Annotated in this window: 23 protein-coding genes and 1 pseudogene; 15 read left to right on the top strand and 9 right to left on the bottom strand. The window is 71.8% G+C overall.

The annotated features are described in order from the left end of the window. Nucleotides 1–7: 7 nt before the first annotated feature. The 3 genes from WIS52_RS25930 to WIS52_RS25920 are packed head-to-tail and all read left to right on the top strand — an operon-like array spanning nt 8 to nt 1,963. On the top strand, nt 8–352 hold the full coding sequence (locus WIS52_RS25930) for a putative quinol monooxygenase (RefSeq protein ID WP_349301000.1): 345 nt from the start codon (nt 8–10) through the stop codon (nt 350–352). Then, the gene (locus WIS52_RS25925; protein ID WP_349300999.1) at nt 349–1,170 is read left to right on the top strand and encodes an SDR family oxidoreductase; all 822 of its coding nucleotides are present in this window, start codon (nt 349–351) and stop codon (nt 1,168–1,170) included. The genes WIS52_RS25930 and WIS52_RS25925 overlap by 4 nt, the downstream gene beginning before the upstream one ends. 37 nt (nt 1,171–1,207) lie before the next feature. After that, nucleotides 1,208–1,963 carry an SDR family oxidoreductase gene (locus tag WIS52_RS25920; protein ID WP_349300998.1) on the top strand — a complete coding sequence of 252 codons (756 nt, stop codon included), beginning with the start codon at nt 1,208–1,210 and terminating at the stop codon, nt 1,961–1,963. A gap of 128 nt (nt 1,964–2,091) precedes the next feature. Here WIS52_RS25920 and WIS52_RS25915 read toward each other — a convergent pair whose 3' ends face one another. After that, nucleotides 2,092–3,198 (bottom strand): NAD(P)-dependent alcohol dehydrogenase, encoded by a 1,107-nt coding sequence (locus WIS52_RS25915; protein ID WP_349300997.1) that lies wholly within the window; start codon nt 3,196–3,198, stop codon nt 2,092–2,094. Between the two features lie 141 nt (nt 3,199–3,339). Continuing rightward, nucleotides 3,340–3,465, bottom strand: coding sequence for a hypothetical protein (locus tag WIS52_RS25910; RefSeq protein ID WP_349300996.1), 126 nt, complete (start codon nt 3,463–3,465; stop codon nt 3,340–3,342). A 316-nt stretch (nt 3,466–3,781) separates the two neighbouring features. Here WIS52_RS25910 and WIS52_RS25900 point away from each other — a divergent pair, with 316 nt between their 5' ends. Then, on the top strand, nt 3,782–5,170 hold the full coding sequence (locus WIS52_RS25900; protein ID WP_349300995.1) for an MmpS family transport accessory protein: 1,389 nt from the start codon (nt 3,782–3,784) through the stop codon (nt 5,168–5,170). Nucleotides 5,171–5,294: 124 nt separating this feature from the next. Here WIS52_RS25900 and WIS52_RS25895 read toward each other — a convergent pair whose 3' ends face one another. Beyond that, on the bottom strand, nt 5,295–6,110 hold the full coding sequence (locus WIS52_RS25895; RefSeq protein ID WP_349300994.1) for an NAD-dependent epimerase/dehydratase family protein: 816 nt from the start codon (nt 6,108–6,110) through the stop codon (nt 5,295–5,297). After that, entirely contained in the window at nt 6,107–6,511 is a 405-nt protein-coding gene (locus tag WIS52_RS25890; protein ID WP_349300993.1) for a nuclear transport factor 2 family protein, read from the bottom strand. Before WIS52_RS25890 ends, WIS52_RS25895 begins: the two co-directional genes overlap by 4 nt. A gap of 95 nt (nt 6,512–6,606) precedes the next feature. Here WIS52_RS25890 and WIS52_RS25885 point away from each other — a divergent pair, with 95 nt between their 5' ends. Continuing rightward, complete coding sequence (locus WIS52_RS25885) at nt 6,607–7,188, top strand: TetR/AcrR family transcriptional regulator (RefSeq protein ID WP_349300992.1); 582 nt, start codon at nt 6,607–6,609, stop codon at nt 7,186–7,188. A 19-nt stretch (nt 7,189–7,207) separates the two neighbouring features. Further along, nucleotides 7,208–7,339, top strand: a pseudogene (locus WIS52_RS25880) (Lrp/AsnC family transcriptional regulator); the annotation flags it as partial. A gap of 14 nt (nt 7,340–7,353) precedes the next feature. On the opposite strand, the gene WIS52_RS25875 reads toward WIS52_RS25880, so the two are convergent. Then, complete coding sequence (locus tag WIS52_RS25875; protein ID WP_349300991.1) at nt 7,354–7,680, bottom strand: aminotransferase class III-fold pyridoxal phosphate-dependent enzyme; 327 nt, start codon at nt 7,678–7,680, stop codon at nt 7,354–7,356. A gap of 221 nt (nt 7,681–7,901) precedes the next feature. Here WIS52_RS25875 and WIS52_RS25870 point away from each other — a divergent pair, with 221 nt between their 5' ends. From WIS52_RS25870 to WIS52_RS25850, 5 genes are all read left to right on the top strand, one after another. Next, nucleotides 7,902–9,140: a hypothetical protein gene (locus tag WIS52_RS25870; protein WP_349300990.1), complete on the top strand. Its 1,239-nt coding sequence runs from the start codon at nt 7,902–7,904 to the stop codon at nt 9,138–9,140. Between the two features lie 62 nt (nt 9,141–9,202). Further along, nucleotides 9,203–9,877: a uracil-DNA glycosylase gene (locus WIS52_RS25865; protein WP_349300989.1), complete on the top strand. Its 675-nt coding sequence runs from the start codon at nt 9,203–9,205 to the stop codon at nt 9,875–9,877. Continuing rightward, complete coding sequence (locus WIS52_RS25860) at nt 9,870–10,571, top strand: class I SAM-dependent methyltransferase (RefSeq protein WP_349300988.1); 702 nt, start codon at nt 9,870–9,872, stop codon at nt 10,569–10,571. The genes WIS52_RS25865 and WIS52_RS25860 overlap by 8 nt, the downstream gene beginning before the upstream one ends. Nucleotides 10,572–10,617: 46 nt before the next feature. Beyond that, complete coding sequence (locus WIS52_RS25855) at nt 10,618–10,872, top strand: FitA-like ribbon-helix-helix domain-containing protein (protein ID WP_349300987.1); 255 nt, start codon at nt 10,618–10,620, stop codon at nt 10,870–10,872. Continuing rightward, nucleotides 10,869–11,132 (top strand): PIN domain-containing protein, encoded by a 264-nt coding sequence (locus WIS52_RS25850; RefSeq protein WP_349300986.1) that lies wholly within the window; start codon nt 10,869–10,871, stop codon nt 11,130–11,132. Before WIS52_RS25855 ends, WIS52_RS25850 begins: the two co-directional genes overlap by 4 nt. On the opposite strand, the gene WIS52_RS25845 is transcribed toward WIS52_RS25850, so the two are convergent. Genes WIS52_RS25845 through WIS52_RS25830 form a run of 4 tightly spaced genes read right to left on the bottom strand, consistent with a single transcriptional unit; the run spans nt 11,116 to nt 13,682 of the window. Continuing rightward, nucleotides 11,116–11,463 (bottom strand): VOC family protein, encoded by a 348-nt coding sequence (locus WIS52_RS25845; RefSeq protein WP_349300985.1) that lies wholly within the window; start codon nt 11,461–11,463, stop codon nt 11,116–11,118. The two genes, WIS52_RS25850 and WIS52_RS25845, sit on opposite strands and share 17 nt — an antisense overlap. Nucleotides 11,464–11,516: 53 nt before the next feature. Beyond that, the gene (locus tag WIS52_RS25840; RefSeq protein WP_349300984.1) at nt 11,517–12,296 is read right to left on the bottom strand and encodes an AraC family transcriptional regulator; all 780 of its coding nucleotides are present in this window, start codon (nt 12,294–12,296) and stop codon (nt 11,517–11,519) included. Between the two features lie 10 nt (nt 12,297–12,306). Then, nucleotides 12,307–12,840, bottom strand: coding sequence for a hypothetical protein (locus WIS52_RS25835; RefSeq protein ID WP_349300983.1), 534 nt, complete (start codon nt 12,838–12,840; stop codon nt 12,307–12,309). A gap of 11 nt (nt 12,841–12,851) precedes the next feature. Continuing rightward, on the bottom strand, nt 12,852–13,682 hold the full coding sequence (locus WIS52_RS25830; RefSeq protein WP_349300982.1) for an 8-oxoguanine DNA glycosylase OGG fold protein: 831 nt from the start codon (nt 13,680–13,682) through the stop codon (nt 12,852–12,854). A gap of 349 nt (nt 13,683–14,031) precedes the next feature. Between WIS52_RS25830 and WIS52_RS25825 the strand changes: the two genes are divergently transcribed. The 4 genes from WIS52_RS25825 (at nt 14,032) to WIS52_RS25810 (ending at nt 20,580) form a co-directional block, all read left to right on the top strand. After that, on the top strand, nt 14,032–15,276 hold the full coding sequence (locus tag WIS52_RS25825) for a DEAD/DEAH box helicase (protein WP_349300981.1): 1,245 nt from the start codon (nt 14,032–14,034) through the stop codon (nt 15,274–15,276). Nucleotide 15,277: 1 nt separating this feature from the next. Continuing rightward, the gene (locus WIS52_RS25820; protein WP_349300980.1) at nt 15,278–17,386 is read left to right on the top strand and encodes a helicase-related protein; all 2,109 of its coding nucleotides are present in this window, start codon (nt 15,278–15,280) and stop codon (nt 17,384–17,386) included. After that, on the top strand, nt 17,383–19,386 hold the full coding sequence (locus tag WIS52_RS25815) for an ATP-binding domain-containing protein (RefSeq protein WP_349300979.1): 2,004 nt from the start codon (nt 17,383–17,385) through the stop codon (nt 19,384–19,386). Before WIS52_RS25820 ends, WIS52_RS25815 begins: the two co-directional genes overlap by 4 nt. 84 nt (nt 19,387–19,470) lie before the next feature. Then, complete coding sequence (locus WIS52_RS25810) at nt 19,471–20,580, top strand: hypothetical protein (RefSeq protein ID WP_349300978.1); 1,110 nt, start codon at nt 19,471–19,473, stop codon at nt 20,578–20,580. Nucleotides 20,581–20,665 lie beyond the last annotated feature (85 nt).

Raw genomic sequence — 20,665 nt, 5'->3', positions numbered from 1 at the left:
ACGACTGGTGACGCGATTCGCCACCCACGATGCGCAGTCGGCGACCCAGCTGCTCGGGCTGTTGATCGACGCCGCCGCCGAGGTGGCGGCGGAGCCGGGACTGGAGGACTACGACGTCTGCGTGGACGTCGAGGACGCGAGCGTCGTGTGGGCGGTCGAGCGCTGGGCGAGCGCAGAGCACGCCCGTGCGCACGTCGAGGCCACCGCTGCGCGGGGAGCGGCCGAGAAGGTCGGCCCGCTGCTGCGTGCGGAGCTCACGACCGCACACCTACCGGTCGTTCTGTCCGTGCCCCCGAACCCGCCGGGTGACCGACGCCCGAGCGCCAACCCGAGAACGAGGACATCACCATGACCACCTGGCTCGTCACCGGCGCCTCCCGTGGCATCGGACGTGAGATCGTCGAGCAGCTGCTGACCCGCGGCGACACCGTCGCTGCGACCCTGCGCCGCCCCGAGCAGCTCGCCGAGCTCGGCGAGCGCTACCCCGATCAGCTGCACACATACATGCTGGACGTCACCGACACGCCGCAGATCGAGAGCGTTCTGGACAAGGCGTTCACCGCCCTCGGCCGCATCGACGTCCTCGTGTCCAACGCCGGGTCGGGGATCTTCGCCGTGGCCGAGGACCTCACCGACGCCCAGATCGAGCAGTCCCTGGCCACCAACCTCACCGGCTCCATCCAGTTCGCCCGCCGCGCCGTCCCGCACCTGCGCGCCCAGGGCGGCGGCACCCTGGTCCAGATGTCGAGCATGGGTGGGCACATCACCTTTCCCGCGTTCTCCCTCTACCACGCCGCCAAGTGGGGCGTGGAAGGCTTCTTCCAGACTCTTGCCACCGAGATCGCCCCCTTCGGCATCCGCACCGTGCTGGTGGAACCGGGGATGGTCCGTTCGACGTTCTTCGACAGCGCCGAGCGCGTCGCGGTCAGCGAGCCCTACCGCGGCGGTCCGGCCGACCTGGCCCCGGTCCCGGTCGAGACCATGCCCGGGAGCCCGTCGGGCCTGGCCCACGCCATCATCGAGACGGCGGTCTCGGCCGATCCGCCGCTGCGTCTGCTGCTCAACTCCGACGGCTACGCCAACGTGATCGAAGCCCTGGAGCAGCGCCTGGCCGATCTGCGGCCCCAGCGCGAGTCCGCCGCTGCCGCGGATGCCGAGTACCCCGCCTGAATACGCGGGCCTACCGCACCTGCCGAGGAGGCAACCCATGACGATCACAGACCGTACGATCCTGATCACTGGAGCGGGTACCGGTATGGGCCTGGAGGCCGCCCGCCGTTTCAGCGAACTGGGCAACCGCGTGCTGATGGTGGCTCGCAACGCCGAACGGTTGCGCAACGAGGCCGAGAAACTCCCCGGCGCCGTCGCCCTTCCGTGCGACATCAGCGACGAGGCCGCGGTCACCGACCTGGTCGAGCGGGTCCGCGCCGACCATCCCGAGCTGAGCATGATCTTCCTCAATGCCGGGATCACCACCGGGCACCCGCTCTTCGCCGCCGAGGACCCGCTCGAGGCGGCCCGTGCGGAGATGGAGACCAACTACTTCGCCACGATCCGTCTGACCCACGCGCTGTTCCCGGTGCTGGTCGCCCGCCCAGCCGCGACCATCATCATCACCACCTCGGGAGTCGCCTTCGCTCCCGACCTGGTCAACCCCACCTACAGCGCGACGAAGGCCGCCCTGCACTCCTACACGCAGTCGATCCGCCTGCAGATGCAGCGCCAGGGGACCGGGCACGTCCGCGTCGTGGAGCTCATGGCCCCTCTGGTCGACGCCCCGTTCTCCAGCAACGTGCACTCCGCACAGAAGGTCAGCCCCGCCTCCGTCATCACCGCCCTGATCGACGGCTTGGCCGGAGACCAGGACGAGCTGCACGTCGGCGTGGTCTCGGACATCTTCGACGCGCTGCGCCGCTCCTCGGCCGACGCGCTGGCTGCGGTCAACGGCGTCACCGCCGGCTGACCACCGAGGAGTCCCTGCGCGGCGCTCGAACTCGACGTCCGCTCCCGCACCGACGACGAGCCCGCAGCGCGTGGAGTCCCGCGGCGACCGGTGGCCGCCGGCAGGACGGCGGCGCCGCGTGGAGCCCGTCAGAAGACGACGACCGGCTTGACCGTCCGGCCGGCGGCCGAGTCGTCGAACGCGGTGTTGATGTCGCTGAGGGCGTAGCTCGAGATGAGCTTCTCGAACGGGAACCGACCTTGCTCCCAGAGCCGGACGAGGCGCGGGATGAACTCCTGCGGCACCGAGCTGCCCTGCACGATCGTCGTGAACGTCCACCCCTTGACCAGGGAGGAACCGATCTCGAAGGTCGCGCCCGTGCCCGGCGCCGCCGCGCCGGCGAGCGCGAGCGTGCCGCGCACGGCCAGTGCGTCGGCCAGCGACGACAGCACGGGCGGGATCGCCGTGGTGTCGAGGATGAAATCGACGCCGCGCCCGCCGGTGATGCTCATGAGCTGCTCATGAGTCGACCCGTCACCTCCGTTCACGCCGTGGGTCGCGCCGATCTCGGTTGCCAGCTCCAGCCGGTTGTCGTGCAGGTCGATCGCGATGATGGTCGTGCAGCCCGCGATGCGCGCGGCCATGATCGCGGCCAGACCGACTGCGCCGGCACCCGAGATCGCGATCGTCGAGCCTGCCGGGGGCCGGAGCTCGTTGAGCACCGCCCCCGCGCCGGTCTGCATGCCGCAGCCGAGCGGAGCGAGCATGTTCAGAGGCGCACTGCGGTCGACCTTGATGACGCTGCTCTCGACCACGTTCGCCGAGGTCGAGAAGGCAGACTGGCCGAAGAAGTGCGACGACACCATCTCGCCGCCTGCGGTGGACAGGGCCGTGCCGCCCGTGCGGCGACGCCCGCCGAAGTCCTCGGCGAACAGGTTCTCGCAGTAGGCCATGCGCCCGGACCGGCACTGTACGCAGCGGGTGCAGTAGGCGGCGGACAGCACGACGTGATCCCCCGGGGCGACGGTGCCGATCCCCGAACCGACCCGCTCGACGACGCCGGCGCCCTCGTGACCGAGGACGGCCGGTAGCGGAGTGGGGTAGACGCCGTCGCGCACGATCGCGTCGGTGTGGCAGATGCCGCTCGCGACCATGCGGACGCGTACCTCGTCGGCCCGCGGCTCGTCGAGCTCCAGCTGCTCGATCCGCAGGGGCTCGCGGTGCTCACGAGCGACGGCGGCGGTGACCGTGGTCATGGTCCTCTCCTGTCTGTCGGTGGCGGGTGGGTTCGCCACCCGGCGCTCACTGAGTTAATTGAATACTCAATGACATCGACCGCACTAGGAGGGTGTGGAGGCCTGCGATCACAATTCTGCAAGACAGAACAGACGGGCCGCTCAGTCCGTCGAGCCGGGCGACCGGAGCGCGGCGAGGTCGCGGTCGATGCGGTCCACGGTCGCGCCCAGGGCTCGCACCCACATCGGGACCCGTTCCCGCCGGTAGCGGGCACTGGGCATCGCCACGGAGATCGCGGCGACGGCCGCGTCCGGACACGCATCGGGTTCAGCGCGCGCGCCCGATGGCGGTCAGACCGTGCTCCGTGCGCTGATTGTTGATCGCAAAGCCCTGCCTGCGGACCTTCCTGAGCATGCGCACGAAGGCGGGGAGATCGGACACGGGCGAGTCGTCGCCCGAGTAGAGCGCCGTGACCTCCTCGGTCGGCCGGAGTGCGAGCGCGGCGACCCCGCCCGAGGCCAGATGCGTACTCCGACAGGTGGTAGCTCGTAACGGGAGATCATCGGATTCGTTGATCCGTTACGGCAACCAAAGGGGGGCGTCGTGCCCGGACCGAGCTGGGACCCGGACGAGGGGCGCTGGGTGCTCGACGACGGACCGTCGCCGCCGCGGCGCCGTCGGCGCCGGTCGGTCGAGGTCATCGACCGGCCGGACGACGACGCCGGGTCTCCGGCCCGCAGCCTGTCACCCGAGGATCTCGCCGCCGGCATCCTCTTCCCGCCGGACCGGGTGCGCCCGTCCCGCTGGCCCGGGGCCGGCGGACGCCGACGGAGTCACGCAGATGACGCCGGGCCGTCGTCGGACGCGGTCACCGGCCGGCACGGCGTGGACCGGCCGGGAGCGAACCGGGCCGGTCCCGGGGCACGGCGCGGCCGTCGCCGGGCGCCGGAGCGGCCGCGACCGGACGTGGACCTGTCGGACCCGTTTCCGGGGGAGCGTCGGGCGACCGACACCGACACTGACACTGACACCGACGCCGACACCGCTCCGCTGCGTGCCACCCGCCGCGGCGGGCGTCGCCGCGCCGGCGGGGGAGCCCCGTCGCGGGGCCACCTCCGCGACCGGAACGATATCGGCGACCGGCGTCCGCCCCGCGACGTCGACGACCCGCCGACGCGGCGTGTCCGGCCCGCCGGGGCCGAGTTCGACCGCCGCGGTGCGCCGGCCCGGCCGGAAGATCGGCCCGGCACGGCCGTCCCGGGGCTCGACCGCTGGTGCCCTGACCAGGACTTCTCCGGCGCCGCACACGCCACACACGGTCCGGAGGAGAAGCTCGACGAGTTCCCGTACGGCTCGGACGAGGCGCCGACCCGGGTCCTCGTCGACGACGACGTGCCGGTACACGCCCCGGCGACGGGATCCGACCTTCCCGACGGCGACGGCGACGGCGAGGACGAGGACGGCGAGGGCCGCGACGTCGACGAGCCGAGTCCGGTCCGCCAGCGGTGGCCGTGGGCGGTCGGTGCCGCGGCGGCCGTCGCGGCCGCGGTGCCGATCGCCTTCGTCGTTCTCGACGGCGCGGGCGCCGGGACCGGGGTCCCCGAGGGGACGGTCGCGTTCGCACCGTCGAACGGCGGCGGCCAACCCGGCAGCGAGCCTACCGGTGGGGAGCCGACCGACGGGGACGGGGGCGGTGCCGCCCCGCCCGCCGACCCCGCCGCACCACCCCCGGCGACCGAGGTCACCTACGAGCTGACCGGATCAGGGACGGCGGGCACGATCACCTTCGGCGGGGGGACGTCGGTCGCTCAGGTGACCGACGCGGAGCTGCCCTGGCAGCGCACCGCCGAGGCGGCCTCCGGGCCGACCGAGTACTCGCTCACCGCCGCCGGTGGGACCGGCGAGATCACCTGCCGGATCCTCGTCGACGGTGCCGTCGTCTCCGAGGAGTCGGCCGAGGGCGACTTCTCGGCGGTCGCCTGCGGCAGCTGACGGGGACCGCCACCGACTTCGGGCCCGGACGTCCGACGGGTGCGTGGGCGCCGTGATCCCCATCGTCATGTGCGGGAACAGCGTGGACCTACGCCACTATGCCGAGCGCGGTGACCCGGGGTCTCTACGCAAGAGGACCCGCCGACACGACCTCGCGGAACCCCCGCGGCCGCCGGCCGGTGACCAGCTCGACGGTGTCGGTGACCCGGTCCTCGGCGCCGTCGGCGATGGCCGTGTCCAGCCCCGCGAGGAACTCGGCGAATGCCGGATCGATGCCCGACGCAGCGACGAGCGCGGCGAACTCGGCCGGCGGCACGGAGCGGTGGACGGTCGGGCGTCCGGCCGCGGTGAGCAGCTCGGCGGCGTCGTCGTAGGACAGGGCTTCCGGGCCGGTGAGCACGAGTTCGCCGGGGCGCTCGACATCGTCGAGGAGGACGTGCGCGGCGACGGCCGCGATGTCGCCCGCGTCGACGAACCCGACCCGGCCGCGCCCGGTCGCCGAGACGATCTCGCCGCGGTCGCGGATGCCGTCGGCCACCAGGTGGTCGCCGGTGAAGTTCTGCAGGAACCACGACGGGCGCAGCACGGTCGGCACCCGGACGTGCGCGCGGAGCAGCCCGTAGAGCGCGCCGAACCCGTCGGCCGACTCCTCGACCGACGACGAGCCGAGCAGCGCCGCCCGCTCCAGGCCGGCTCGCTCCAGCAACGGCCGGACCAGCGCTGACGGCTCGGGGTCACCGACCGGCGCGACGAGGAACGCCCGGTCCGCGCCGTCCAGCGCCGCGTCGAACGTCGCCGGGTCCGACCAGTCGAACCGGACGTGGTCCGGGTCGCCGCGGTCCCGGCGCGCCCCGACGCGTACCGGAGTACCGCGCTCACGCAGCGCCGCCACCACCCGCGACCCGACGGTCCCGGTGCCGCCCACGACCAGGACGCTCATGCCGCGAACCCGGTGAACGCGTCGCCGGCCACGGCGAGGTTCCAGTAGTCGCGGTAGGAGACGATCTCGCCGTCCCGGACGCGGATCACCGCGACGTAGGGCATCCGGTACGGCTGCCCGGTCGCCACGGCCACACCCTCGGCCGCGAACTCCGCGATGATCACCTCGGGGTCGCCGGTCGTGTGCACGACCGACTCCGGGACGGACCGGACGTCGACGAGGGACGTGTAGTCGCGCAGGTAGTTCGCGACGGCCGCCCGACCGTCGAGACGCCGCACCCCGCCGGGTGCGGCGAACGGGAACTCCATCGTGCCGTCGACGGCCCAGAGCCCGGCGAAGCCGACCATGTCGTGGTCCAGCAACAGGGCGATCGCCCGGTCGAACACCTCGTGAGGCGTCATGTGCACTCCTTCTGCTCAATAGGACGAGACGGTACCGTCCCGTCGTCACGGTAGACGGAACGGTACCGTTCCGTCCAACCGATCCTGGAGGGCAGATGAAGCGCGAACCCACCGGCGCCGCCGTGCTGCAGCCGGACAAGACCGCGTCGATCACCGGCGCGGTGCTGGCCGAGCTCGTCGCGTCCGGGTACGGGCGGCTGTCGATGGAGGCGGTCGCGCGCCGGGCCGGCGTGGGCAAGAGCGCGCTCTACCGGCGCTGGCCGGGCAAACGCGAGATGGTCGCGTCCGCGCTCGGCGAGCTCAGTGTGCCGTCCGAACCCGCCCCGGACACCGGGACGCTGCGGGGTGACGTCCGGGCGTTGCTGGACGGCATGCTGGCCTGGCTGACCCACCCGCAGATCGCGCGGATCCTGCCCGACGTCAGCGCCGAAGGGGTCCGCGAGCCGGAGCTGGCCGAGGCGATGCGCACGGCCGTCGGCACTCCGCGCCGGGACGCCGCGCGAGCCGTGCTCGACCGGGCGGCCGAGCGCGGTGAGCTGGGGATCTCGCCCGAGATCGCGCTCGACCTCATCGGCGCGCCACTCTACTGGCGGCTGTCCGTGCGGCACGCGGCCGTCGAGACGGGGGAGCTCGACGAGCTGGCCGACGCGTTGACGCGGGCACTGCGGTCGTCGTGACCGTCGTAGCCTCGCCCGCGTGGACCGCATCGACCGCGCGATCGTCGACCAGCTCCGTCGCAACTGCCGACAGTCCAACCAGGACCTCGCCGACTCCGTCGGACTGACGCCGTCGCCCTGCCTGCGCCGCGTGAAACGGCTGGAGAGCGACGGCGTCATCACCGGCTACCACGCGAGCGTCGCCCCGTCGGCCGTCGACCGGACGGGGTGGCTGAGCATCCCGCTGAACAGGTGGTCCAGCGTGGCGATCGACCGGGACACGGTCTCGACGACGGCCGGGTGCGCGTGCCCGAGCAGGGAGCTCATCCGGCCCGACGTGAAGTCGAGGATGGCGCGCCCGGTCTCGTCGTAGAGCACCGAGCCCTCGGCACGTTCGATGATCGACGGGACGAGGCCGGCCGGGCCGTAGCGGATCACGTGCCGTCGTGCGGTGTCCCAGAACTGCTCGGGCGACCGGCTCTCGGCTCGCCGCCCATCCGAAACCATCGTCATGGTGGTGCCTCTCGTCCTCGGCCGGATGAGGCAACGCTGTGGCGGCCGGCCCGGCGAGCGATTGCGAGAATCGGCTCGGCAGGCGTGTGGCACGCACTGTTCTCGGAATCGGCGGCTGGTGTGCGCATTCTTCTGTCGCGTGACGGACTGATCGGGGCGGCTGGGTCGCCGGAGGGTGTGTGAGCGGCCGGGTTCGTGACACGGCCTGACATAGTCCTCGCATGAGGCGAGCTCCCTGTCCCCGCTGCGCACGGCCGGAGGGGACGCCGGTCACGAACGGCCTTCCCGGCGACGACGTCGGCCGCCGCGCGGGACGGGGCGACGAGCCGGACTTCTACTGTGCGGGTTGTGGTCACGAGTGGATCGACGGGCCGCTCCCGCCCTGGTGGCCACCGGTCGTCGCCGAGGAGATGGACCCGTTCGAACGCGAGATCGCCGCGCGCGAGCTCGACCGCCGGCACGAACAACTGGCTCCGATCGCGGCGACGGTCCTGAACGGACCGCTCGAGAAGGCGGTCGACCAGCTGAAGGACCTGGGGCCGGATCCGGCAGGCATGCTCGACGAGGTGTTCGCCGGCCTCGTCGTCGCCTCCGACCGGGTCCTGCAGGCGGAGGCCGTCCACGCGGCCGTCGCCGTCTGCCGGGCACTGGCCGCGGTGAGCGCGGACCCGGCTTCCGACCGAGCCGAGAGCGACGCCCGCTTCGCCGCGCTGGACGCGGCCGTGGAGGTCTACCACCGCGCCGACCGCGAGTTCGAGCAGTGTGGACACCTCGATGTCCTGCACCCGGATCTCGACGACGAGGACGACGAAGACGACGACTACTGGATCGACGACGGGGAGCGGCTGAGGCGGCTCGTCGCCGGTGGCGAGGGCGAGGAGCTGCCGGCGGTCGGCGCGGAGTGGGACGACTGGCTCGCCGACACCGCCGAGACCCTGTTCGACGACGGCTCGTCGATGGGCTGGGTCCGTCACGTGTGGTCCCGGCTGGCGGGCTCCGGTCTGACGACGGTCGGTACCGAGCTCGACCTCGCCCGGGCCCAGGTCCGGCTGGTCGCCCTGGCCGTGCTGCGGCGCACGCTGCTGGCCCGCCTCGACGGCGACGACGTCGACGAGTGGCGCTACTGGGTCCGCGACCCCGGGATCAGGTCGTTCCATCTCGGCGTGCTCGCCGGGATCGAAGAGGTGGAGCCGGGCGTCGATCTGGGCTACTCCGCAGAAGGCGAGACGGAGTCCGCGGCGCTCGTCGCGCTCGTCGACATCGAGGCCGGGAACCTGTCGTCCGCGATGCGTCAGGAGCTCGGTGTGGCGAAGGTGTTCGCGCTGACCTGGGCGTCGCGGTACGAGGGCGCCCGGTACCCGCTCTCGCGCGACGCCGTGAGCGAGGCCGTGAACAGCAACCTCACCCCGGAGAAGCACATGACCTACGAGTGGGTCGACGGCGGGATGACCCTGCTCTAGGACGACCCCGGAGGACCGGCGTCAGGCTGATCGTGACACGAGGAGGCGGTGTGGTTCGGCGGATGAGCGATGCTCGATACCGCGAGCGGCAGTGGCGCGATCGGTACGCGCCCCATGTCGCGCCGATCAACCAGCTGGTCGACGAGCTCGGCACCCGTGACGAGGCCGGGCACCCGCCGTACGTCGCCCCGATGTATCGGGGTGTCCACGCTCGCGGGCTGGTCATCCTGCGTGATCCGGGCCCGAAAGCGGGCGGGGACAAGGGGTCGGGCTTCCTGTCGGTCGAGAACGATGACCAGACCGCGCAGCGTCAGGACGAGTTCTTCCGCGGAGCGGGGATCGACCCGGTCGACGTCGTGCCCTGGAACGCCTATCCCTGGTACATCAACAGGAAGCCCAGCCGGGATCAGCTGATACAGGGGACCGAGCCGCTCCGGCGCCTGATCGAGCTCATGCCCGAGCTGTGCGTCGTGATCCTCGAGGGGAACGACGCGAAGGCCGGATGGACCCTGTTCCTCTCCCGGCACGGTTCCTGGATCCGGTCGCGCGGCATCGAGGCGGTGGCGACGTATCACCCGAGCCGGCAGGCGTTGCAGCACCCGGACCCGGTCGAGCGCGAGCGGCGCGAGGAACACATCCGGTCGACCTTGCGCCGGGCCTGCACGATGATGACGGCCGGTGAGCGCCCGGTGGCTGAGGACGCGAATCCGCGGATACAGGCGATGACGCGTGAGTGAGCCGGAGTACCTGACGAACACCCGGAACGGCTACGACGCCATCGCCGAGAGCTCCGCGGAGATGTTCCGGTCCGAGTTCGACGGCGCCCCGCTCGACCGCGCGATGCTCGCCGGCTTCGCCGAGACGGTGCGCCGGGACCATCCCGACCCACGGGCCGTCGACGTGGGAAGTGGGCACGGCGTGGTGACGTCGTTCCTGGCGGCGCAGGGGCTGGCCGTGAGCGGGATCGATCTGTCCGCCGGCATGGTCGAGTACGCGAGCCGGACCTACCCGGACCTCGACTTCGCTGTCGGCGAGATGGGGCGTCTCCCGGTTCCCGACGCCGGCGTGGCCGCGGTGGTGGCCTGGTACTCGCTGATTCACGTCCCGGCGGCGGAGCGCCCCGCCGTCGTCGCCGAGTTCCGCCGTGTGCTGCGGCCCGGCGGCTACCTCCTGCTCGCCTTCCAGGTCGGCACGGACACGCGGCACCTCGACGAGGCCTTCGGCCGCGACATCGCGCTGGACTTCCACCGCCTGGATCCCGACGACGTCGCTTCCCTGCTGGAAGTGTGCGGCTTCGAGGTGTTCGCCCGGCTCGTGCGGCTCCCGGAGCCGGGCAGTGCCACCGCGCCGGTCCCGCAGGCGTTCCTGATCGGACGCACACCCGTGCCTGCACCGTCGACCGAGCCACCTCCAGCAACGGCGAGATCGTGAGCTCTACGCGATTGCACTGCTGGCATTGATAGCTGAAGGTGGTCCGGTGGCGGCGATCAGCGTGCGCGACCTCGACGACCACGTCGCTGCCCTGTTGAAGGTGCGGGCGGCCCGGCACGGACGGTCGATGGAGGCCGAAGCACGAGCCATCCTGACCGACGCGGTGATCCCCCGCGCCGAGGACCAGCTGAACTTCGCCCAGGCGATCCGCGAGCGCTTCGACGCGGTCGAGGACGTGGACACGGTGATACCCGGCCGTTCGGAACTGCCTCGGGCCGCCGAGTTGCCGGACCGCCGGTGATCGTCATCGACACGAACGTCGTGTCGGAGATGATGCGTGCCCGACCGGAACCGGCCGTGCTCGCCTGGGTGGATGGCGCGGCGCGGCTGCACACCACGGCCATCGCGGTCGCCGAGGTCGAGTACGGCATCGCCCGGTTGCCCGATGGTCATCGCAAGGATCGGCTCGCCGGACGATGCCCGACCGGGCCGTCCAGCCTGCAGGTCAGGCGGACGAGGCCAGGACGTCGCGGACGAGCGCCCGCTATGCGGGCTGCTTGAGCCCGATCACGACCCCGGCAGGGTCGGTGACGTATCCGACCCTGCCCTGCCCGGGCAGGTCGTGGAACTCTCCCGCGGTGCCTCCCGCGGCCTCGACAGCGGTGACCGCATCCGCGATGTCCGGCACCTCGATCCAGAGGATGGTCTTCTGCTCCTGGTAGCGGCTGCTCATGATGGCCGCGTCGATACCGCTGCCGTCGCCCGTGCGGGAGGTGAGGTAGTCCGGCAGGAAGGGGGAGGCGGTGCTGTCCCACCCGAAGGCGCGGGCGTAGAAGTCGGCGCTCGCCTGCGGGTCGGGACTGGTCAGCTCGACGTGGACGATCGTTCCCATGCGACGAGGCTAGGCACGGCGGACCCGGCGGGCTTGCAGGAATCGGTCAGTCGTCAGCGCTGTGCCATGAGCCGGGCGACGCCGTCGTAGGTGTCGCGGAAGGCAGTCACCGTCATCCCGGTGAAGCGCGTGAAGTCGTGCGAGGCGTGCGACTGGTCGGCATAGCCGGACAGGGCCGCCAGCAACGCCATCGGCTCACCGCCGGATCCGGACAGCAGGCGGTCCGTGAACCCGCGATGGCGCATGACCTGGATGTACTGCTTCGGGGTCAGGCCGACGCCGTGCCGGAACGCGCGATAGAGGGTGGATGCCGAGCAGGCGTACACCCCGGGGAGGTCGCCGACGTCGATGCCGGACGGATCGCTGTCGATCCGCTCGGTCACCGCCGCGAGCAGCGGCGCTACGCCTGATCGTGCCGGGAGGAAGGGCACGAGCCAGCGATCCAGCTCGCGCGCGGGATCGGCGGCGAGCGCGGTGCTGTCGGGGAGGGGGCCCGCCACCTCCTCGATCTGCGCCGGTGACTCCGTCGCCGCGGGGAACAGCGCGCGGGCGCCCCAGGGCGTGAACTGGATGCCGACGTAGTGGGACGCGTCCTCCTGCTCGATGACCAGCGGCTCGACGCCGACCGGAAGGTACACGTCGGCGTTCCGCCGGGCACCCGCGCCGGGGGCGAGGCGGCGCCCCGGGACGCCCAGACAGAACTGCATGGTCGCGCGCCCGTTCGGGACCAACACGGCGCGCACGGGCGCCGGCGGTGCGGGAGACCTCACCGACCAGTAGTGCTCGACGAGCCCGCTCACACTCGATGCGGGCTCGTACCGGCGGTACTCCACGCTTCCATTCTCAGCCCGCCCGTTGACGGGATCCCGGGAGCCGGTGGCGCCGGTGGTAGTCGTAGGTGACGGCGGCGAGCAGCGGGCCCCAGGCGAGCAGCGGCAGGTAGCACAGACCCAGCACGGTCCGGGCCGTGCCGGTGAGGTCGCCGGGGCCGAGGGTGCTCTCGTCGATCATCTGCCAGACGACGAACTGGCTCAGCGTGATCAGGATGAGCAGCACGGCGCCGGTGCCGGCGACGGCCACGACGACTCGGGGACGCATCCGCCGCCCGCCCATGAACGGGATCCAGCGCGGCGCGACCTCCCCCCACGGCCGGACGAGCCCGACGGTGAGGAACGCGAGGAGCTGCACCAGGACGGCGAGGCCGATCGTGTAGACGGTGCCCCAGCCCGGGTAGCCCTCCGCGCTCATGCGCTCCGCGCTGTAGCCGACGGGGATGCCCAGGCCCATGGCGATCCGCCAGAGTCCGGACGGCGGGGTGCACAGCGACACCAAGTAGGCCGCCCGACGTGCCCAGCGCGCCGGCGAGTCAGCGTCCACAGTGGCTGGAGCTACCGATCGTTGATGATCTCCGAGAGCTCGGTCAGCGCCGACGACGCTCGGGCTGCGGTGTCCTCGCCGAGGACGTCGATCGCGGCCCGGAGCTCGTCCAGGGCGACGACGGCCTCGCCCTGCGGATCCGAGGTGATCATCGCGGGCTCCGCCCAGAGGCGGTTGCCGTCGTCGGAGACCTGGGATCGGAAGATCAGCTCCTCGACGGTGTCACTCGGGACGCCCAGCTCGTCGCCCCAGCTCTCCAGGCAGTCGAGGTAGCCGAAGTACTCCCTGGTCGACCAGGCGCCGGACATGCGGATGCCGGTGTGGCGGGCGAACCAGTGACGGACCACGTTGTCGAGGACGGGCGCCGTGCGGTCGCGGTGCCGGTCGCGGACGGCGGCCGTGCAGAAGTAGATGTACTTGGTGCCGAAGGCCTCGCCGAGGTAGGTGAGCGGGGCCTGTGCCATCGCGGCGTAGGCGTCGCGCGGCCCCTTCTCGGCAGCCACCTCGGCGACCTCCCGGAAGAGTGCTCCGGCGCGGTGGCCGGCGAGGTTCAGCACTCGCTGGGTACGCCAGCCTCCGTAGCCGATCGGACCGTAGCCCCAGATCATCGCGGTGACGAACGCCCGCAGGGCGGCGTCCTCGCCGTCGACCGCCGATGCGGCGACCGAGGTGGCTCCCGCGCGGTCGATGGAAAGGGTCTGCGACGGCAGGAGATCGGTGTCCATCCACTTCGACCACGTCGCGAGGTTCCACCTCATCGGCTCCTGTGGGGGGCGACCGTTCTCCTCCCATCGCGCATGTGTCTGGCGCAGGGCGGCGGGGACCTCAGGCACGGTGCACATCGTTTCCGACTCCTCGATTCGATGTCCGGACTACCGAATGGCTGACGGGGTGCGGGGAGAGCGCGACCGAACGGGGTTGGATCGCCACTCCGGCGCGGCGGACCGTAGCGGTTCGCACGGCGATGTCGTCAGCGTGTCGCTAATCGTCACCCGGGTGTGTGAACTGCAACGAACGGAGCGTCGTCGCTACCGTCGTCTGGAGTAAGCGTGTCCGTCTCGTCACTTCTGACGAGATCGACCGGCGTGGTGTTGCACCGCCCGCGACGCCATCGATCAGGTTCACAAGATCGGCCGGTCGGGATCGATCTGCCACTCGGTCCGTCGACGTGATGATCCTGCAGGAGGAATCGTGAGCAGCTTCGCCCGCGAGGCGGACGTGGTGCGCAACTCGTTCGGTTATCACCCGAACCCGAAGGACCTCGCGGCATTGCTCGGCACGGTCCGCTTTCCGCGGCTGCTCGTGGTGGGCGGGAGCGTGCCCGACGTCGTCGACCTCGCCGAGGGCGTGCGGGTGTTGTCGTCCGATGTCGACCTGCCACGCGGGCTGTACTGGTTCGGTGGTCTCGAGGTGCCGATCGCGATGGTCGTCCACGTCGGCGGCGAGACCGCCACCGGTGTCGCCGTCCCGCTCGCGGACCTCGGCGACGACGACCCCGTCCGGAACGCCTGGGACTGGGCCGAGGACCTCTGGGAGGCTGCGGACGGGGTACCTGCCCCGGCGTTCCGGGTCGGGGACGGCGTCGTCACCCGCGCAGACGGCAAGGACACCCGGGTCAGCGGCCGCAAGTACCTCGGTGGGAGCTGGCGTTACGAGGTACGCCTCGACGCCCGTACGACGCACGTGGTCGAGGCGGCGCTGGAGCACGCACCGACCGCTGGCGGTCCGATCGACTGGGTGCGGTCCGAGCCAGCGACCGTCGAGCGGTTCGGGGCGACGCTCACTCGGGCCAAGCTCCACTCGGCGCTGACCGACACCGTCTTCTCCTTCCGGGCGACTCGCACGCTCTTCCGGCCCTACCAGTTCAAGCCCGTGCTCCGGTTGCTGCAGACCGGCGCGACCCGGGTCCTGATCGCCGACGAGGTCGGTCTCGGCAAGACGATCGAGGCCGGTCTCATCTGGACGGAGTTCGAGGCTCGGAACGCCGCGGCCCGGGTCCTTGTCGTCGCCCCGTCGTCCCTGGTCGGGAAGTGGCAGCGGGAGATGGACGAGCGCTTCGGCTTCGAGCTGACCGAGCTCGACACCGCGGGCCTGCGCAGGTTTCTCGAGCAGCACTCCCAGGACCGGCTGCCGCGGCGGTTCCAGTACGTGACGAGCCTGGAGCGGCTGCGCAAGTGGGACGGGCTCACCGAGCTGGCCGAGTCGCCGCCGCAGCTGGACCTGGTCGTCGTCGACGAGGCGCACCAGATGCGCAACCCCGGTACCCGGAGCCACGCGCTCGGTGAGCTGCTGGGGGAGTGGGCCGACGCGCGGGTGTTCCTCACCGCGACGCCGGTCAACCTCGGCGAGGACGACCTGTCGAGCATGCTCGAGCTGCTCGCTCCGGAGGACTTCGACGACCCCGCACGTCCTCGCGCTGCGCCTCGAGCCCAATGACGTGCTGCACCGGCTGGAGCGCACCCTGCTCGACCGCGAGGTGACCGGCGCACAGCGGATGGAGATCCTCGACGAGCTGAAGGCGATGCGCTTCGGGGCCTCGCTGCTCAGCCGTCCGGACGTACCGGCCCTGCGCGAGCTGCTTGCCCGCGACGTGCTGATGCCGGCCGAGGTCGTCGCGGCGCGGCGGTACCTCGCGGATCTCAACGCGCTGTCCTCGGTGATCACCCGGACCCGCAAGGCGGAGATCGACGACGGCAAGGCCGTCCGCCAGGCCGACACACTCGACGTCACCTGGAGCGATGCCGAGAGCGTGTTCTACGACGAGTACGTCCAGTGGTGCGTCCGGCGCGCGGACGCGATCGGGATGCCCGTCCACTTCTGCATGCAGATGCCACTGCGCCTGGCGAGTGCCTGCCTGCAGGCTGCCCGCGCCGCCGTGCTCGGCTCGGCCGAGGACTGGACCCCACGCGACGAGGACGACCCGGACACCGAGCGCCCGGTCTCCACCCTGCCACCCCACCGCGAGCTGCTCGAGGCCGCGGAGCGGCTCGGCGTCGAGGTCGACTCCAAGTTCGACCAGCTCCGGACGATCGTCGCGGACCTGGTCGGGCAGGGGAAGCGCACCCTGCTGTTCACCTTCTCCCGCCCGACCCTGGCCTACCTGCGCGAGCGGCTCGCCGGCGAGGCGCGGATCGCGGTGCTGCACGGCGGGGTCCCGCACGACGAGCGGAACCGGATCATGGCCGCGTTCCGCGCCGGCGACTACGACCTGGTGCTCGCCAACCGCGTCGCCAGCGAGGGCCTGGACTTCGAGTTCTGCTCGGCGGTCATCAACTACGACCTGCCGTGGAACCCCATGGAGATCGAGCAGCGGATCGGGCGCATCGACCGGATCGGCCAGCCCGAGGAGAAGATCCGGATCGTCAACTTCTACAACGACGAGACGATCGACGAGAAGATCCTGCGACGCGTGCTGGACCGCATCGGGGTCTTCGAGCGGGCCATCGGGGCGCTGGAGCCGATCATCCGCGCGGAGCTGGCGACGCTGGAGAAGGTCGCCTTCTCCTTCACCCTGACGCCCGAGGAGAAGGAGGCGGAGACCGACCGGAGCCTCACCGCGATCGAGGCCCAGACGGCGGAGGCCGAGCGGCTGGCCGGCGCGGCGCCGGACCTGCTGGTCAGCAACGACGTCGACGTGTCAGGACTCGAGCAGGACCTGGTCCGCGCCGGCCGCTACGTCGGTCAGCACGAGCTGGCCCACCTCGTGCACGACTGGGCGACGACCGCCGGGTCGCCCGGTGCGCGTCCCGCCGGACGTGACCGGATCCGGCTCCGCGGCAACGGGGCGCTCGCCGAGCAGGTCAACCAGGTGGTGCAGCGCGGGTTGCGCAGCCACAACGAAGTGCGCCAGCTCGTCCACGACCTGCGCGAGGAGGGCGACGTCGAGCTGCTCCTCGACCAGGAGGAGGCCCGTACCGGCGGCGGCACGCTGCTCACCGCGACGCACCCGCTGGTGCTGGCGGCCGTGCACATGCCCGAGCACCGGCAGGCCCGCTTCGCCGCCGTCCGGGTCAGCGACACCGAGGGCAGCGCACCCGAGGGCGCCTACACCGTCGTCCTGGCCCAGGCCGATGCCACCGGCGACCGGGGTTCGCGCGAGATCTGGGGCGCCGCGGTCGGACTCACCGGACGGGAGGCGCCGGCAGGGGTGGTCGACGTCCTGCTCGCGGGGCTGGCTCGCGGTGATCTGCAGGCGGCCCATCGCCCGGTCGACGCGGACGATCTGGAGGGACCCGCCGAGATCGCCCTGGAGCTGCTTGAACAGCGACACGGGACCGAGCGGGAACGCCGGATCCAGGAGAGCGTCGCGCTCGCCGACGCCCGCAAGGTCAGCCTGCGTGAGCAACTCGACCGCAAGCTCGGCGTGATCGACCGGCGGATGCAGACCGCCGCGCAGCGCGGCCGCGGCGGGCGGCACCTGTTCGAGGGTCAGGCTCGCCGGGCTCGCGAACGCCACGAGGAAGCACTGCGTGTGCTCGACCGGACCGGGCCGCCGGACCTCCGCCTCAACCCGCTCGCCACCTGCTACCTGGAGATCGTCCGATGAGCCGCGGTGACAGTGTCGTCCTCGCCGACGAGCAGGCCGCCCAGCGCCGCTACCGCGATGCGGTCCGGCGGCAGGACCCCCGGCCGAAGGTCGCCCAGGGTGGACGCCGCGGTACTCCCGCCGGCGGCCGGCGGCCGGACAGCGACGGCCTCATCGGCCGCGTCCTCCTCGACCGGACCAGCGACATCTTCGACGCCGCGGAGTTCTACATCGGACTCCGCTACGTCGAGGAGGACGGCCTGCAGGTCTTCAGCTGGACGAACCCGATCGCCTGCACCTTCTTCCAGGGAGCCCACCACCACGAGCACTGCCCGCACGTCGCGACCCGCCGCACCCTGCAGTACCGCGGCGGTGCGGTCGTCGGGTACGTCGACGAGCACGACCGGCCGGCGGCCGGGAGCTTCGGCGGCCGCTCGCTCTCCGTGGCATCGCCGAGCCGTCGGCGGGCGCTGCCGCAGCCGGCTCAGGGGCCCGCTCCGACACCCACTCCGGCGCCGGTCCCCGTACCCCACGAGGCCCCGGCGACGGCCGCGGTCCCCGCACCGCGCACCTCTGCTCGCCGACCGTCGCGAAAGCCTGGCAAGCCTGCCCGTAAGACCGTCCGGAAGCCGGAGCCGACGACGTTGCGGGCGGCCGACGCCGTCCGCGCCGCGATCTCCGCGCCCCGCCGGGAACGGCTCGGCAACGTGCTCCGGACGCTGCAGCCCGACCAGTACCACCTCGTCACCACCGACCCCGGCCAGCCGTTGATCGTCCACGGACCCCCCGGCTCCGGGAAGACGATCATCGCTGCGCACCGTGCCGCGTTCCTCGTCGACGACGACGCGGGCAAGGGACACCCGCCATGCCGGCGGGTGCTGGTGGTGGGGCCGACCGAGCACTACGTCGACCACATCAGGGGAGCGGTGCACGAACTGGTCGACGATGCGTCGACGGTTCAGCCCGCGTCCCTCGACGCCGTCCTGCGGCACCTGCGGGGGCTCGCACCGGCCGTCGACGACGGTATCGCCGAGGAGGACCGCGACGTCGACGCCGACTTCATGGACCTGGTCCTGCGAGCCGTCGAGATGCTGCAGACCGCCGACGAGCTCCCGTCCGGCCTCACGCACGACGTCGCGGTCGAGCGCGTCTACACCGCCCTGCGCGCCAACGAGGCCGCCGGCGAGCCGGTGATCGCGGAGCCGGAGTGGTCGCTCTACCTCCGGAGGTTGCCGGCGTTCCGGACCGCGGTGACGGCCCGGCGCTTCCTGCCACTGCTCGCGGCGTGCGCGCTTGCCCTACGGGGCCCGGCCGGCCTGCGGTACGACCACGTCGTCGTGGACGAGGCACAGGACGTGACCGGGCTGGAGTGGGCGCTGCTGCGCTACCTCAACTCCGGTGGCTGGACCGTGCTCGGTGACCGGGCGCAGCGGCGGTCGGACTACAGCTGCCGGACCTGGGCCGACGTCCGCGAGGCGATCGAGCGGCCGGACGCCCGGATCGAGTCCGTGGAGCACGGCTACCGCACCTCCAGCGCGATCATGGAGTACGCCTCCCGGCTGCTCCCGCAGGTCGAACGCACCGTGCGGTCGCTGCAGGCCGGAGGTACACCGCCGCGGAGGACCCGGGCCGTGGGCCCGATGCTGTGGCCCGTCGCCGCGCGGGAGGCGGTGGCCCTGCGGGACACCCATCCCGAGTGGACCGTCGCAGTGGTCACCATGAAGCCGGGCGAGATCCTCGCGGCGCTCCGGGCGAAGGGATTCGTGGTCGACAGCCGGCGACCGGACGTCGTCCGGCGGGCAGGGAAGGTGATCCGGGTCCTGAACCCGCACCAGGCCCGCGGGCTCGAGTTCGACGCCGTCGTGGTGGTGGAGCCGGCGTCGTTCCCGACCCGGATGGGCCGGCACGGGCTGCTCTACACCAGTCTCACCCGGGCGAACCGGGAGCTGGCGGTCGTGCACTCGCAGGCTCTCCCAGCGGAGCTGTCCCGACGGTCGTGCGCGACCGCCGCAGCTATCTGAGGTGGGGGTGGTGCATAGTGGACCACGGGTGCGAGAAGGGATGCCGCTCTGAAAAACCTGACGGGAACCGGCGATCTCACATCGATGTTGACCAGGCTGGACGCCGAGCCGCTCTACCACGCATCGCGCGGTTCGAAGGAGCTCTTCCACTCCGACATCCTGGCGTGGTTCGTCCGGACGATGCCGCAGTGTGCCGTCGAGGTCTTCGGCCCGTGGCTCGTCGAGAGCGACGGTCGCTCCGAGGTCCGGGTCCGGCGCGAGCACCTCAACCTCGATCTCGTGATCGAGCTACCGGGATTCGCGCCCCTGGTCATCGAGAACAAGGCGTTCGCGCTGCCGGACGAGGCACAGCTTGCCGCGTACGCGCGCGGGCCCGTCGCCCGGCTGGGGGCAGCGGCCCCATCGCTCGTCCTCCTCAGCTTGCAGGACCCGGGCTGGGGAACGGGAAGCGCGGAGCTCGGAGGGCGGAGCTGGCGCTGGGTGTCGTACGGGGAGTTGGGAACCCGGCTCGACGCCGCGCTCGCCGAGGCCGATCAGGCCTTCGACCAGCAGGTCGCGCGCCACGAGGCCGAGTTCCTCCAGCTCCTGCACCGCATCATGACCCGGTTGACCATCCGTGACGACAGCGAGCCGTTCGCGCTCAGCGGATCCCTGCTCAACGAGCTGCGCCGAGCAGGGCTGGCCGACGCGGTGGGGAAGGCGCGCGCGCACCAGGTCATGCGCCGCATCCACGCCGCGCTGCTCCGGCGCGGCGTCCGGGCACCGGCGCGGGAGCTGGAGGTGGGTTTTACCCGCGGCCGGCCGTTGCTGTCCGGGTTCTGGGAGGCGGCCGCGGGTGTGTGGGTGGGCTGGCAGTACCAGGACAGGCAGTGGCGGCTGGCGATGATCCTCTCGTCACCGGATCTGTTCGGTCGCGGGAAGCACCCGGCGCGTGCCGAGTTCGCTCTCGCACATCACGACTTCTTCGACTTCACGCGGGTGCCGGAGATCGTGGGGGTTCCGGAGTCCGCGTTGCTGCCGCGTTCCAGCCGCGCCCGGGCCGGCGAGTTCAACAAGTACGACCCGGACTTCCTCTACCGCTATCGCGTTCTGCCTGAGCGAGTCACGGTGGGCGAGATCGTCGACCTCGCGGTGGAGTGCTCGTCGCGGGCCGCCGACTGGTTTCCGTCGCCCGTTCGCGACGGGACCGTATAGCCGTATTGGCCGGTGCCGCGGGCACGCCGGACGGCGTCCACGACGCTGGCGTCGTACCTGACAACGACCGAGACACGTTGGCAGG

It is taken from the genome of Pseudonocardia nematodicida (assembly GCF_040105385.1).
GTDB classification, from domain to species: domain Bacteria; phylum Actinomycetota; class Actinomycetes; order Mycobacteriales; family Pseudonocardiaceae; genus Pseudonocardia; species Pseudonocardia nematodicida.
The sequence above is the reverse complement of the archived record's forward strand: the minus strand, read 5'-3'. Positions and strand labels throughout refer to the sequence as shown.

Excerpts from the sequence above, each read along its gene's own strand:
- WIS52_RS25925 (WP_349300999.1), top strand. The coding sequence starts at position 349 with ATGACCACCTGGCTCGTCACCGGCGCCTCCCGTGGCATCGGACGTGAG.
- WIS52_RS25920 (WP_349300998.1), top strand. The coding sequence starts at position 1,208 with ATGACGATCACAGACCGTACGATCCTGATCACTGGAGCGGGTACCGGT.
- WIS52_RS25915 (WP_349300997.1), bottom strand. The coding sequence starts at position 3,198 with ATGACCACGGTCACCGCCGCCGTCGCTCGTGAGCACCGCGAGCCCCTG.
- WIS52_RS25895 (WP_349300994.1), bottom strand. The coding sequence starts at position 6,110 with ATGAGCGTCCTGGTCGTGGGCGGCACCGGGACCGTCGGGTCGCGGGTG.
- WIS52_RS25890 (WP_349300993.1), bottom strand. The coding sequence starts at position 6,511 with ATGACGCCTCACGAGGTGTTCGACCGGGCGATCGCCCTGTTGCTGGAC.
- WIS52_RS25885 (WP_349300992.1), top strand. The coding sequence starts at position 6,607 with ATGAAGCGCGAACCCACCGGCGCCGCCGTGCTGCAGCCGGACAAGACC.
- WIS52_RS25875 (WP_349300991.1), bottom strand. The coding sequence starts at position 7,680 with ATGACGATGGTTTCGGATGGGCGGCGAGCCGAGAGCCGGTCGCCCGAG.
- WIS52_RS25870 (WP_349300990.1), top strand. The coding sequence starts at position 7,902 with ATGAGGCGAGCTCCCTGTCCCCGCTGCGCACGGCCGGAGGGGACGCCG.
- WIS52_RS25865 (WP_349300989.1), top strand. The coding sequence starts at position 9,203 with ATGAGCGATGCTCGATACCGCGAGCGGCAGTGGCGCGATCGGTACGCG.
- WIS52_RS25845 (WP_349300985.1), bottom strand. The coding sequence starts at position 11,463 with ATGGGAACGATCGTCCACGTCGAGCTGACCAGTCCCGACCCGCAGGCG.
- WIS52_RS25830 (WP_349300982.1), bottom strand. The coding sequence starts at position 13,682 with ATGTGCACCGTGCCTGAGGTCCCCGCCGCCCTGCGCCAGACACATGCG.
- WIS52_RS25815 (WP_349300979.1), top strand. The coding sequence starts at position 17,383 with ATGAGCCGCGGTGACAGTGTCGTCCTCGCCGACGAGCAGGCCGCCCAG.
- WIS52_RS25810 (WP_349300978.1), top strand. The coding sequence starts at position 19,471 with ATGTTGACCAGGCTGGACGCCGAGCCGCTCTACCACGCATCGCGCGGT.